Here is a 13,807-nt window from a genome sequence, read left to right on the forward strand (position 1 = left end):
CCAGTGAAGGCGTGTTGTTTCTTTAAAATATATCTTCAATCTGCTTTTTACTTTGCTCACCTTGATCTGCAGAGTCAATAATTTCTGCTTCAGCCACAAAACTCTGTGGCTCGGTGCCTTGAGTAAAGTATTCAAACATCGATGTTTTATCTGTTCTATTAGTAAGTTTGCCGGTGCCCTTGTCGATGCGCACAGTAAGTAAATCTGTGGGCATAGGCAATAAATGCTCAGGTTTACCAGCCAATGCATGTTGCATAAACCTTATCCAAGCGGGTTGCGCTGCATGTGCACCTGACTCACTGCCGATGAGTGCGTTACCAATGTAGTTGAATTTTGTGGGGTTTTTGTTCACTAAATTTTGATTTTGTGTGGTGCGACCTAAGCGCCGATTGTTATCATCAAACCCCACCCATGCAGTGGCCACCAAGTCTGGTGTAAACCCACTAAACCAGGTATCACGCACATCGTTGGTGGTACCCGTTTTGCCGGCGATGTCACTACGACGGTCCATCAACATTGCGGCACGCCATCCAGTACCACGATTATCCCAAGCACCATTAATTTGAACAGCAGAGCGCATCATTTCTGCAACCAAGAATGCATTTTCTGCACTGATAACCCTAGGAGCAGAGAGAATATTTTTAACAGGCTCATCAACCTGTTGCGCAACCCCAAATTCGGCAGCTAACCGTGCTTCAAGATCGTCAGGATCTGCATTAACGTGGTTAATCTGGGACTCCGCTACACAAGGATTGCAAGCATTGACTGGATTAGCTTTCCACAGTACTTCACCCATCTCATTTTCGATGCGTTGAATAAAATGAGGCCGAATTAAGAAGCCACCATTAGCAATGACTGCCATAGCGGTCGCCACTTCTAGGGGGGTATGGGAGCCAGAACCTAGAGATAAGGTCTCATCTAAAGGGATATCATCTTTACTAAAACCAAAGCGGGTAAGATGTTCAGCAACATTGTCCAGCCCTACTGCCCTTAGCAGACGTACTGATACGACGTTTTTTGATTTAGTTAACGCCACTCGCATTCGGATTGGGCCATCGTACTCGGCAGGAGAGTTCTCAGGACGCCACGCATTTCCTGAACCTGATTGCCATTGCGTGATAGGTGCGTCGTTTATCAAACTTGCCAAGGTGTAACCATTTTCTAATGCAGCTGAGTAAATAAAAGGTTTAATATTCGAACCAACTTGCCTTTTGGCTTGAGTTGCACGGTTAAATTGGCTTTGATAAAAACTGTATCCCCCCACCACAGCTTGCGCCGCCCCGTTTTTGGGGTCTAGTGCTACAAAGGCACCACTTGCTTGCGGATATTGAGCAAGCTGCCAATGCAAATCGTCTTCTCTTTGTCGAATTAAAATCAGTGCCCCAGCTTGCACTATATCACTGGCTATTTTGGGATCTTGCCCTTGTTTTGCATCATTAATAAATGGTCTGGCCCAATCTAAGCCATCCCAATCAATAATACTGTACTTGCCTTGTCGGTTAAAAATAATGATGTCTTGTTCATTTACTTTAACAACGATAGCGGGATGCATTGATTCAAAGGTTTTTACATCTTGTAAGTAACTTAACATTTGTTCTTCGGGCCAAGGGGCTGGGTTATTGAGTTCAGAATTTGCAGACTCTAAAAGCTGCCCGTTTTGATCATCAGTTTCATTTGATGCCCAAAGTTGTTTAACAACTCCATGATAACCATGACGTTCATCGTAATCATGTAAATTTCTACGCACAGCTTGTTGCGCCGCGGCTTGCAAATCAGATGAAGCAGTAGAGTAAATTTGATAGCCACCCGTTTCAGCCTTGTCTTTGCCGTACAACCCGATCATTTCACTATAAATAATATCTGCCAAGTAGGGTGCATCTAGGTTTATTTCTGCACCGTATTTTTTAGCGGTCACAGGCTCGTTAACAGCTTGCTCAAATTGCGCCTGAGTTATGTATTCTTCATCCAACATACGTAACAAAACGATACGTCTTCTAACCATTGAACGCTCAGGACTACTGATAGGATTGAGTGCAGAGGGTGCCTGAGGTAATCCTGCAATAGTGGCAATTTGTGCTAATGTTAGCTCATTCAGTGACTTACCGTAATAGACTTGTGCCGCCGCACCAAAACCAAAGGCTCGGTGGCCCAGTTCTACTTTATTTAAATAAAGCTCTAATATTTCTTGTTTGCTTAATAGTTGCTCCATATGCCAAGCTAAGATAATTTCACGTATTTTGCGGATGTATTTTTTCTCGCGGGTCAGGAAGAAGTCTCGGGCCATTTGCATAGTTAGGGTACTACCGCCCTGCCCTTTTTCCCCTGTGACGACTAAATTAACTAAAGCGCGCATCATGCCGATAGGATCTATACCCGGGTGGTCATAAAATCTGCTGTCTTCGGTGGCGATAACAGCTTGTTTTAATTGTTCCGGAATCTGCTCAAGAGTAAGTGGGATCCGGCGTTTCACTCCATACTGGGAGATAAGTTTGCCATCTTGAGTAAAAATGCGCATCGGTGTTTGTAATCGAACATCTTTAAGAACGTCGACGTTAGGTAAGTCAGTTTTAATATAAAAATAGGTACCTAATAAGGTAGCTGTACCAACGAAGGATGTGACTAAAATGACTATTAATGCGGGTTTAAGTAATTTCACAGATAGATAATACCAAGGCAACTTCTAATAAATGATCTACATTTTATACCTATGTACAGTTATTAGAACCATAAAATACAAAAAATTACGTAATAATGATGCTGTGAATTATTCCTATTCAAATGGATGTCTAACAATTGAAAAAATTATTTGGCCTTTTTGGCACTAACATACAAAGAATGATTGGCCTTGATATAGGTACTCGGTTTATTAAAGCCGTAGTACTCGAAAAGTCAGGTGAACAATATAACTTGCAAGCCTATGCCTGCGAGCCAATTCAAGGTAATGCTTTTGCAGAGCGTGAAATTAAAGATTTCGAAGCAGTTAGCCATGCACTTAAAAAAGTGAAGCTCGCTCTCAAAGGCAAAAACAAGTTAGTTGCCATAGCGGTATCAGGCTCGACTGTGCTAAATAAGATTGTTTACATGGATCCCGGTCAGACTGATCACGAACTGGAAAGCCAAATTGAATTGGAAGCCGATAGTTTGATTCCTTATCCATTAAACGAAGTATACATCGACTTCGAGGAGATAAGTGACAGCCAAACCACGAATAATAAAGTCGAAGTGTTACTCAGTGCGGTACATAAAGAATTAGTCGACCGCAGGATCACCTTATTGGGTGAAGTGGGTTACGAAGCCAAAATCGTTGATGTAGAAAGTTACGCCCTAGGTGCAGCTGTTGCCTCTTTCTACCCAAGTGAAGCTGAAAAAACAGTTTGCTGTATCAACATCGGCGCCAGTCATTTACAAATGTGTGCAGTTAAAAATGGCAAGGTTATTTATACCAAAGACCACAACTTTGGAATGGACGCATTGATTCAAGACTTGACGATGCTCTACAGTCAAGAACGTTCTCAAATTGAACAACAATTAACAGATGGCACATTACCTGAAACATGGAAACAAGATGCTTACCCCATGTTCTTAGCTAACTTACAACAGAATATTAACCGAGCATTACAATTGTATACTAGTGTATCTGGCGAAGCTCGCCCCAGCAATTTGTTAATATGTGGAGGCGGTGACCACATAAAATCCTTACCTGAAGACTTGACTGCAGATTTAGGTATTGAAGTAACTTGTTTCAACCCATTTACTGACATGGTGATAGCAGATAGTGTCAATCAAGGAGATTTAGAACATGTCTCTGGACAACTTATCATTGCTGCAGGTCTAGCCAGTAGGAGCTTTCAACCATGGCACATATAAATTTACTGCCTTGGCGCGAAGGTCGTAGAGCTGAGCATAAAAAGAATTACCTGACTTTGCTAGCGGCACTTGCACTAAGTGCTCTTGGAATCATGTTTGCTGCCGGCAATGTATTGAATAAAATGACAGAAAACCAAAATTATCGAAACAATTATATTGAGCAAGAAACAGCTTTATTAGATCAACAAATTGAACAAATTAAGAATATTAAAAAAGACAAGGAAGCGATTGAACAAAGAATGGCTTTGATTGAGCAACTTGAGTCTAGCCGAAACGCAGTACCGATCGTTTTAGATGAATTAGTTCGACTGGTACCTCACGGCTTGTCTTTTCGAAGTTTTTCCCGCCAAGGTAACCTAATTGAAATACTCGGAGTCAGCGAGTCAAATAACAGATTGGCAGATTTTATGCGCCAGCTCGAAGAATCGACTGTATTTAGTAGCGGAGAATTATCATCAATCAAAGCAGATACATCTGCTTTAGAAGCTGTCAGTGATTTTAAGCTCACATTCACCATTAATCCTAGTGTTGCTCCGGATTTCTCAATCATTAACGAGGAGCCAAGCAAATGAAATTTGATGTTAATAAGTTAAAAGAGATCAATGATTTAGATTTTGAACAAGTCGCTACTTGGCCCTTTGAAGTTAAATCTCTAGTCGCTATGTTTGTGGTTATTATCAGCTTAGTAGGTGGATATTATTTTTTAGTAAAAGATAAATTGCCGATACTTGAAGTGGCACAAAATAAAGAGAAAAAACTAAAACAAGTCTACCAAGGTAAGTACCGTATTGCGGTTAATTTGGAAGCCTACGAACAACAGTTAGGCAGATTAAAAAGCGACTTTTCCTCTATGTTAAAGTCATTGCCTACAAGTAATGAAACGCCCGGATTATTGGATGACATCACGTTAGTAGGCACATCAGCCGGACTCACTTTTAGGTTATTGAATTGGCAAAGAGAAATTCCAAAAGAATTTTATTCAGAATTACCGATTGAAATGGAAGTGTTCGGTGGGTATCACAATTTTGGACAATTTGCCTCAGAAATAGCCGGATTGCCGCGTATTGTTACGGTGCATGATTTTGAAGTCACCCAAGAAGGCAATACTCTGAAGCTTAGGGTACAGGCAAAGACTTACAGGACATCAAGTGATCAAGACTCAAAAACAGTGGGTAAAACCCAATGAAACATCTTAAAATTGTGTTGTACGCATTACTGTTAAGTGGCTGTGAAGCCAAGGTTGACGATTTACAGGTTTTTGTTTCTGAAGTGAAACAAACCACCACAGTTAATATCGAGCCTTACCCAGAATTTGAGAGCAAACCTACTTTTATCTATTCTGCTGATAGTTTACGCAGCCCATTTCAACGCCCAAGAAATACAGGTGCTGGAGTCGAAATAAACGTGGCGGCCCAACCAAATTGTGCTCAGCCTGATTTTAATCGCAGTAAACAGCCTTTAGAGAAGTTCGGTATTGATGCGTTATCGATTACCGGTGTATTTCAATCTAATGGTAAAAAATGGGCACTTGTTCATTCGAATACCGGAAGTTTATTTAAAGCTACAATTGGCGATTACCTAGGATTGTTTTTTGGGAAAATCGATTCTATTCAAAATGGCACAGTTTCTTTTACTGAAATGCTGCCCGATGGGGCTGGCTGCTGGCAGAAAAAGCAAGCCACACTCACTATGCAATCGAAGGCAGGAGAAAATAATGTCTGAGCGTTTTATTTTTAACAAAAAACTTAATCGAACTAACTCGATCCGGTATTGGTTAATTGCATTAGGTTTAAGCTTATTGGCATTTAAATCATTAAGCCAAGACGCGGTTGTATTAGTTGACCCTGAACCTCAGGTAGACAACATTTTTCGCTCTGAATTGTTGGACTTACAATTTTCGCGTTTACCCAGCGGTGGCGCAAAAACGTTAATGATGTTTAGTAATGATAATTTTCAATTGCAGTTAAGTGAAACCGGCAAAACTCTAAGCTTAGTTTTACCCAGAACAAAATTATCTGACGAACAATTATTTAAACTTGATGTGGTGGATTTTGCAACACCCGTTAATGCCATTGAAACATTCCAAGATGCTGAACAAACCAGAGTTGAATTTTCACTTCAGGACAAAATTTCGTTTCGTCATCAGAAAACTTCGAACCGTTTAAGTATTGAAATCGAAAGGCGTATCAAAGATGTTCCGCTAGAAAGCCAGCAAACTAGTTTTGCAGGCGAACCCATTTCACTTGATTTTCAAGACATACCCGTTCGCCAAGTGCTGCAAATCATTGCCCAGGTTAACGGTTTTAATTTAGTTACAACTGATACTGTTACAGGGAACGTGACGATTAGCTTATCCGGTGTTCCTTGGGATCAGGCATTAGATATGATTTTAAAAATCAAAGGCTTGGACAAAAGGCTTGAAGGAAACATTTTACTTATTGCGCCCACTGAAGAGCTCACAGCTCGTGAAACTCAGCAGTTGCAGTCAAAACAACAAGTAGCTGAATTAGCGCCTTTAGTTTCGACAAACGTGCAAATCAATTATGCAAAAGCACAAGACCTAGCAGCCATTATGAAAGGCACGGAAAATAGTATTTTAACCCCAAGAGGTAGCGTCGCAGTTGATGAAAGAACCAACACACTGTTATTACGTGATACACAGACATCAATCGATGAGGCGAAAACCTTAGTCGCAGCCTTAGACATCCCTATTAAACAAGTACTGATTGAATCTCGTATGGTGACTGTAAGAGACAACGCCAGCGAATCATTAGGTGTGCAATGGGGACTTAGCAATACAATGAGTAATGGCGCAGTATCAGGATCATTAACAGGTGCTGATTCCATCGCCAGCGGTGTTGTTCCCTCTATAACAGATAGACTCAATGTAGCGTTACCAGTGCAAAGTCCAGCGGGTCGTATTGGTATCCAAATAGCTCGCCTATTAGACGGCACCATTATTGATTTGGAATTATCAGCTCTTGAGTCTGAAAACAAAGGTGAAGTCATTGCAAGTCCCCGCATTACGGTGGCTAACCAACATGAAGCCTATATAGAACAAGGTACAGAAATTCCTTATGTAGAAGCAACGTCTAGTGGTGCTACTTCGGTTGAGTTCAAAAAAGCGGTATTAAGTTTAAAAGTCACACCGCATATCACACCAGATAATCGGATTATTATGGATTTAGTAGTGACTCAAGATACGCGAGGCGACACAGTTTCCACTTCTACTGGTGATGCGGTTGCCATTGACACCCAAGAAATAAGCACCCAAGTGTTAGTTGAAAATGGCGAAACCATAGTGCTCGGCGGAATTTTCCAACAAAGTTCTTCAAACGATGTGCGAAAAGTACCCCTTTTAGGAGATTTACCTTTAGTAGGATACTTATTCAAAAACACCTCTGAAATATTAGAAAAACGCGAGCTACTCATTTTTGTGACACCTAAAATACTAACCGATGAATTGAGAACCAATTAACATTTAGCGATACAGCCATCTTATTTCTATACAAAAAAAACAGTTTAATCACCCGATTAGGCTGTTTTTTTTATTATTCCTGCTGCATAACCTTTACAAAGCTTGCAAAATTCACCGTAAAACTGAGATAATCGTTGTCTCGAAATTTTCGACGAGGTCTGGTTAATCCATAGAAGGGTAGCCGAACAGAACTTTCTACCCCTTAAACATAGTTGTGAAATAAGCAAAAATGGCTGAAAAACGTAATATATTCCTTATAGGCCCCATGGGTGCTGGTAAAAGCACTATTGGCAGGCACCTAGCAGAAGAACTTCATTTAGAATTCTTTGACTCTGATCAAGAAATTGAAAGACGCTCGGGCGCAGATATCGCCTGGATATTCGATCTTGAAGGAGAAGAAGGCTTTCGTCTACGTGAAGAAAACATCATTAACGACTTAACTGATAAGCAAGGCATTGTTTTGGCAACGGGCGGTGGCTCGGTGGTCAGTAAAAATGTTAGAAACAGATTGTCAGCTCGAGGCATAGTGGTATATTTGCAAACTACCATCGATAAACAAGTCGCTAGAACTCAGCGTGACAAGCGTCGTCCATTGTTACAAAAGGATGACCCTGAAACGGTTTTGCGAAATCTAGCTGAAGAACGCAACCCGCTTTATGAAGACGCCGCCGATTATATTGTCGATACCGATGATCAAAGCGCTCGTGCTGTAGCTAATCAGATCATCATTAAAATAGGTCTGTAACTCTTCTTTTTAATATAGCAATAATAGGGCTAGCTACTTATGGCAACACTAACAGTTGAGTTGGGTGAGCGTAGCTACCCTATATTGATTGAAGCCAATCTGTTTAATCATCCTGAAGTCTTGACCACACATCTGACCACAAAAAAAGTAGTTGTGGTGACCAATGATGTGGTCGATACACTTTATTATCCGGTTGTCAGTCAAGCCTTAAAAGGCTACGAAGTCAGTAAGATTGTCATACCTGATGGCGAACAATACAAAAACTTACAAATCTTTGAAATGGTGATATCCAAGCTCCTGGAGATGTCTGCGGGTCGTGATACTACATTAATCGCGTTAGGCGGAGGTGTGGTGGGTGACTTAACTGGTTTTGTCGCCGCCAGTTTTCAACGTGGTATGCCGTTTATCCAAATTCCTACTACCTTACTATCCCAAGTTGATTCATCAGTTGGTGGGAAAACAGCGGTCAATCACCCGTTGGGTAAAAATATGATTGGCGCATTTTACCAGCCTAAAGCAGTATTGATCGATACTAATAGTCTAACCACGTTGCCTGACCGCGAGTTTGCTGCTGGCATGGCTGAAGTCATTAAATACGGCGTGATTTACGACGCCGACTTTTTTATATGGTTAGAAGAAAACCAACAATCCATCAAACATAAAAGAATTGCAGCGCTGCAATATATGATTGCCCGTTGCTGCGCCATTAAAGCAGAGATAGTCGCGATTGACGAAAGGGAGTCTGGCTTAAGGGCAATATTAAATTTAGGGCATACATTTGGCCACGCCATTGAAGCTGAAAAGGGTTATGGCATCTGGTTGCACGGCGAAGCTGTCTCAGCAGGCATTGTTCTTGCTTCAGTAGTAGCAACTAAGATGAATTGGCTCGAAGCGTCAGAATTCAGTCGTATCGAATCTCTACTGCAAGCATTTGATTTACCTACAGTTGCACCTAGTGACATGGCATATGATGACTTTGTTCGGCATATGCGTCACGATAAGAAAGTGCAAGATGGGCAACTGTTTTTTGTCATTCCTAAAGGAATTGGCAAAGCGGTAGTGACAAATGAAATCTCTGAAGAGGTGCTACGCGCTATTCTTTCTTAGGATTAATTTTTGCCCGTTGCATCGACGTTTTTGAGTTGATACAACGAGCATCGCAACCTAGGTAAATGAAAATGGCAGCGTCAGAACTGAACAACAGATTAGACTATTTAATTAGTTACTCTTCACAACTTGTGTTTGTGTGCAGCGATAAAATACAACAGCAGTCACAAGTTGTTGAAAGTTATTTAGCTCATCAAAATGAACAATCTGACTTAGCTGTACTCACTGCAAATGAATTAACCCCTTTAGTCATCTACCGAGAAAAGTTGTTTCGTCAACTCATTAGCCAAAGCCAAACAGCAGACTTTAATCGACCTCTTAATCAGTTATTAGCTCCCTTGAATGAACACAACGGTCCAATATTGGTAAGTGTTTTTCAGGCGGAAAAATTGCCTAACAAGCTGGTTAAAGAACTATGGGATCTAGTATTACAAAGCCGCTTTGCTGGCAACAAACAACATCTCAATGTACTGCTTATGGGTCTCTCTGATTGGGCAGAGTCGGCAAAATCTGGCCTTGGGGCTAAGTCCAAAGGTCAACCCATAGTGTTAAATAGTCACACAGAAATTCAACCCGATGAGTCCCATGAGTTTTCTGATTTAGAGTCTTTTATTCAAGATAAAAGAAAAAAGTTTGCGCAACGTATTGAAGATCGTCATTACCAGTCTTACGAGTCTCAACCTATTTATAAAAAATGGTGGTTTGCCATTTTATTTGGACTCATTTTTTTAACCCTTTTTAGTGGAATATTAGGCTGGCAATATCCACAAAAAGTGAAGGCAGCACTGTCATATATGAATATTCAGCTATCAACCCAAGAGCAACCTGTTGCGCGTTCTGAGGTGCTCAAATTGGATGTTAAAGCCTCTGCTAATAAGGCCCAAGCAGCACCCCAAGCTGTTGCAGAAATAACTACAGTAGAGAGTAAACTTAGTTCGACTAAAACTACCATTAAAGATCTATTGGTAACTGATTGGAATACCGCCAGCGCTAAACTTAAGAAGCAATCAAATAAAGTACTTTTACTAACTACTAGCAATGATGAAAAAGTGAATAGTCAGACAATTCAATCTTCAGAGCCAGAACAAGCTGTATTAGATAAAGAGGTAAAAGCACAAACTGACATAGTTAACGACTATCAAGTTGAAGATATAGTGAAATTTGAACCGCTATCCTCACAAAAAAGATTACTATTAGGCAAAGTTGAAACCGTCATAATTGACGATTTTATGGTTCCAGAGCCTGATTTGTTATTGGCATTACCTGATAAACACTTTCTGATTCAAATAGCAGCGATGGCTAATATTAGTATCTTACAAGATTACATAAAAGGTGAGCGGTTAGGCAAACAACTGTGGTTATACAAAACTCAGCGTTATGGTGGGGATTGGTATGTGTTATTAAAAAATCAACATTTTCCCACAATAGAAGCTGCCAGAGCAGAAATAATCAATTTGGCAGATGCAATGTTAAGAAATACTCCTTTTGTTAAGAGTGTTGGACAAGTCAAACAAGAAATAAGTGCCTCTAGGCCTTAAGCTATTTGTTGTTTTTGTCTAGTACCGTTACAATTCGGCCCCATAAACTAGCGGCTCCGACTTGGTTGAAACATTGGCAGTTACAAAAGATAAAAAAAACAGAGCCTTTTTGAAGTGGGCCGGTGGAAAGTTCAGTCTTATAGATGACATAAACGCGAAACTTCCAGAGGCTAAAAAGCTTATTGAGCCTTTTGTCGGTGCAGGTTCGGTATTTCTGAACACCAATTATTCTAAATATCTGCTAAACGATATTAATCCTGATTTAATTAATTTATACAATATCGTAAAACACCAATCTAGTGATTACATAACCGACAGTGCCAAGATGTTCACTTCAGTTTATAACGAAGAACAACGTTATTATCAGATAAGGCAAGAATTTAATGACAGTGCGGATATCTATGAACGGGCAGTCTATTTTCTTTACTTAAATAGACATGGCTACAATGGGTTATGTCGTTATAACAACAGTGGGAAATTTAATGTCCCTTTTGGCAGGTACAAGGCTCCTTACTTTCCAGAAAAAGAGCTGTGGTATTTTTCAGAGAAATCTCAACTAGCGACTTTCACCTGTGACTCTTTTGAAAAAGTGTTCGCCAGAGCTCGAAAGGGATCGGTTATATACTGTGATCCTCCCTATGCACCCATTAGCAAAACGGCGATGTTCAATAGCTATGCCGCCGGTGGATTTACTTTGGATAACCAGATTAAACTAGCATCGTTAGCTCGTCGTACCGGTCACACTCGCAGTATTCCAGTGTTAGTCAGTAATCATGACACTGAGTTTACTAGGGATATATATCAAGGGGCTGATATGACTCAACTTCAAGTCAGTCGTTTTATCAGTCAAAATGGCAGTACTAGATTAAAAGTGGCAGAACTATTGGCACTTTATCGGGCCGATTAACTCCACTTGATTTTGAGTGGAACTAGTTTGTCTGGGCAGGATTTTTTGCTACGCTATTCCCTGAACGTGACAGTAACTCAAGTAAATCAATAAAGTGGAATTGATATGAGCTTGATCGCCCCGAAAACCATTCAGACCAACTTACACCTTGTTGTTGATTGGCAGCACATCTATTAACAGGATGGCTAACAGGTAATTCATGATCAAGAGCAACATTTTCTAGATTTCCACAAAACACATTTTTATCATCTAACGAGCTCTGAGAAACACTTAACATAGCAGCGGCTACTAAACCGGTTAAGGTCAAACCATAGAGGGTAAATAACGATTTTGACTTCCTGTTCATAGTGTTATCCGCGTTGAAATATTTTGTGACATTATACCTGTAATTCAACAATCAACAAATGTACTCCAACTCATAAGTTAGGCACTTTGTCGTTAATATTAGGGAATAAAAGAAGGCGCAATACATGCGCCTTAGAAATAATTAACAGCTTACAGCAAGCTTACAAGTCGAATGATTTACTAAGTGAGAAATACACAGCTTCATCGTCATCAAGATCAGAACCACTAAATATCACTCCAACACCGACATCAAATCCGCCAATTTCTGTACCATAGCCGACTTCGATATATTCACCTTCAGAATCTTGACCATATGTACCAAAAGTACCACTAAAACCATTACTTTCAAATGTAACGGTAAAAATAGAATAATCACCTTCAGTCGCGGCTTCATCACCCACAATACCGTCCCACTTACCTTGGCTATAACCAAGACTAATTAATCCATACCCAGCACTTAAATTGACTTCGTTATATGCAGAGTCAAAATCACCTGTGTATTGATAAGTGGTCACACCTAAACCCAAAGAAAGACCACTGTCCAACTCGATTCCATAACCACCATATAGATCAACTTCTAAGCCATCAGCCACATCCGCAACCCAGGTACCAACGTAAAATCCGTCATTTTCATAATCTAAACCTGCACTAGCTGAACCACCACTAGTCTGTTGGATACCGCGAAAATGATATTGAGAAACATAACCAATGTTTGCACTAACGCTGCCTTCGGCCAAAGCCACTTGACTAACACTAGATGCGGCTAAAACAGCAGCGGCGATAACAGTAAATTTTAAATTTTTCATGTGTGAACTCCGATTGTATTTATAATATTTTTCAGTGATTTAACTAAGTTTTCTATCATATTATTTTTATTTTATTCACTTCATAACGCAAAACTAATGCCTAAATGCAGCAAACTAAATAGCACGCTCAATAAAACGTTTATCCACTTGTTTTTATTAGTTATTTCCTAATGAATATGATTTAAAATCGTACAACTTTTCAATCTTTTATCAGTCATGTCGCACCATAAAAGAACAATTAGTCAATATTGGTGCAAAGAGGGCGCTTTTGTCTGTTTCGATTTTTCTGTAGAATATTGTTTTTGTTTGCAAGGAAAGAAATGAAACCTTATTTGATCGCTCCCTCGATTTTGTCCGCCAACTTTACCAAGTTAGGTGAAGAAGTTGACAATGTGCTGAATGCTGGTGCAGATGTCGTTCACTTTGACGTCATGGATAACCATTATGTACCCAACCTGACAATTGGCCCTCTAGTGTGCAAAGCTTTACGCAAACATGGTGTGACGGCTGATATTGATGTTCACCTGATGGTACAACCTGTGGACGATATGATTAAACAATTTGCCGATGCTGGAGCCAGCTATATCAGCTTTCATCCTGAAGCATCACAGCATGTGGATAGAAGTTTGCAACTGATCATCGATTCAGGCTGTCAGCCTGGCTTAGTATTCAACCCTGCTACACCATTACAACATCTCGATCATGTGATGCATAAGTTACATCATATTTTATTAATGTCTGTTAACCCCGGTTTTGGCGGTCAATCTTTTATCCCACAAAGTTTAGATAAGCTAAAACAGGTTCGTGCATTAATTGATCAATCAGGTTTTGATATTCGATTAGAAATTGACGGCGGCGTAAAAGTCGATAATATTCGCGCCATTGCAGAGGCAGGAGCTGATATGTTTGTAGCGGGCTCCGCAATTTTTGGTCAAACAGATTATCAAGCAGTTATTAGTCAAATGCGTTCTGAACTTGCTTTGGCTAATTAGCCTTTTAACCAACTTTTTTCAA

At 40.2% G+C, this 13,807-nt stretch carries 13 protein-coding genes; 10 read left to right on the forward strand and 3 right to left on the reverse strand.

From position 1 onward, the window contains the following. Positions 1 to 22: 22 nt before the first annotated feature. Entirely contained in the window at positions 23 to 2,656 is a 2,634-nt protein-coding gene (locus C427_RS21245) for a penicillin-binding protein 1A (RefSeq protein WP_007641340.1), read from the reverse strand. Positions 2,657 to 2,793: 137 nt separating this feature from the next. On the opposite strand from C427_RS21245, the gene pilM reads away from it, so the two are divergent. The 9 genes from pilM to C427_RS21290 all read left to right on the forward strand — a co-directional run bounded on the left by pilM (position 2,794) and on the right by C427_RS21290 (position 11,642). Next, a complete protein-coding gene (pilM, locus tag C427_RS21250) occupies positions 2,794 to 3,867 on the forward strand; it encodes a type IV pilus biogenesis protein PilM (protein ID WP_007641341.1) in 1,074 nt (357 codons plus the stop codon). Next, positions 3,855 to 4,439 (forward strand): PilN domain-containing protein, encoded by a 585-nt coding sequence (locus tag C427_RS21255; protein ID WP_007641344.1) that lies wholly within the window; start codon positions 3,855 to 3,857, stop codon positions 4,437 to 4,439. The genes pilM and C427_RS21255 overlap by 13 nt, the downstream gene beginning before the upstream one ends. Continuing rightward, positions 4,436 to 5,053, forward strand: a complete 618-nt coding sequence (locus C427_RS21260) for a type IV pilus inner membrane component PilO (protein WP_007641345.1) — start codon at positions 4,436 to 4,438, stop codon at positions 5,051 to 5,053. The genes C427_RS21255 and C427_RS21260 overlap by 4 nt, the downstream gene beginning before the upstream one ends. After that, on the forward strand, positions 5,050 to 5,589 hold the full coding sequence (locus C427_RS21265) for a pilus assembly protein PilP (RefSeq protein WP_007641346.1): 540 nt from the start codon (positions 5,050 to 5,052) through the stop codon (positions 5,587 to 5,589). Before C427_RS21260 ends, C427_RS21265 begins: the two co-directional genes overlap by 4 nt. Then, positions 5,582 to 7,345, forward strand: a complete 1,764-nt coding sequence (locus tag C427_RS21270) for a type IV pilus secretin PilQ (protein WP_007641347.1) — start codon at positions 5,582 to 5,584, stop codon at positions 7,343 to 7,345. Before C427_RS21265 ends, C427_RS21270 begins: the two co-directional genes overlap by 8 nt. Before the next feature lie 229 nt (positions 7,346 to 7,574). Next, positions 7,575 to 8,090, forward strand: a complete 516-nt coding sequence (aroK, locus tag C427_RS21275; RefSeq protein WP_007641349.1) for a shikimate kinase AroK — start codon at positions 7,575 to 7,577, stop codon at positions 8,088 to 8,090. 39 nt (positions 8,091 to 8,129) lie between these two features. Then, entirely contained in the window at positions 8,130 to 9,197 is a 1,068-nt protein-coding gene (gene aroB / locus C427_RS21280) for a 3-dehydroquinate synthase (RefSeq protein ID WP_007641351.1), read from the forward strand. Positions 9,198 to 9,268: 71 nt separating this feature from the next. Beyond that, positions 9,269 to 10,735 (forward strand): SPOR domain-containing protein, encoded by a 1,467-nt coding sequence (locus tag C427_RS21285; RefSeq protein WP_007641352.1) that lies wholly within the window; start codon positions 9,269 to 9,271, stop codon positions 10,733 to 10,735. Positions 10,736 to 10,808: 73 nt separating this feature from the next. Beyond that, on the forward strand, positions 10,809 to 11,642 hold the full coding sequence (locus tag C427_RS21290; protein WP_226991245.1) for a Dam family site-specific DNA-(adenine-N6)-methyltransferase: 834 nt from the start codon (positions 10,809 to 10,811) through the stop codon (positions 11,640 to 11,642). 22 nt (positions 11,643 to 11,664) lie between these two features. Here C427_RS21290 and C427_RS21295 read toward each other — a convergent pair whose 3' ends face one another. Both C427_RS21295 and C427_RS21300 read right to left on the reverse strand, forming a co-directional pair. Next, positions 11,665 to 11,988 (reverse strand): hypothetical protein, encoded by a 324-nt coding sequence (locus tag C427_RS21295; protein ID WP_007641354.1) that lies wholly within the window; start codon positions 11,986 to 11,988, stop codon positions 11,665 to 11,667. Positions 11,989 to 12,148: 160 nt separating this feature from the next. Further along, positions 12,149 to 12,793, reverse strand: a complete 645-nt coding sequence (locus C427_RS21300) for a TorF family putative porin (RefSeq protein WP_007641355.1) — start codon at positions 12,791 to 12,793, stop codon at positions 12,149 to 12,151. Between the two features lie 320 nt (positions 12,794 to 13,113). On the opposite strand from C427_RS21300, the gene rpe reads away from it, so the two are divergent. Further along, positions 13,114 to 13,785, forward strand: a complete 672-nt coding sequence (gene rpe / locus C427_RS21305) for a ribulose-phosphate 3-epimerase (RefSeq protein ID WP_007641356.1) — start codon at positions 13,114 to 13,116, stop codon at positions 13,783 to 13,785. Positions 13,786 to 13,807 lie beyond the last annotated feature (22 nt).

Origin of the sequence: Paraglaciecola psychrophila 170 (assembly GCF_000347635.1) — a bacterium.
Lineage (GTDB): Bacteria > Pseudomonadota > Gammaproteobacteria > Enterobacterales > Alteromonadaceae > Paraglaciecola > Paraglaciecola psychrophila.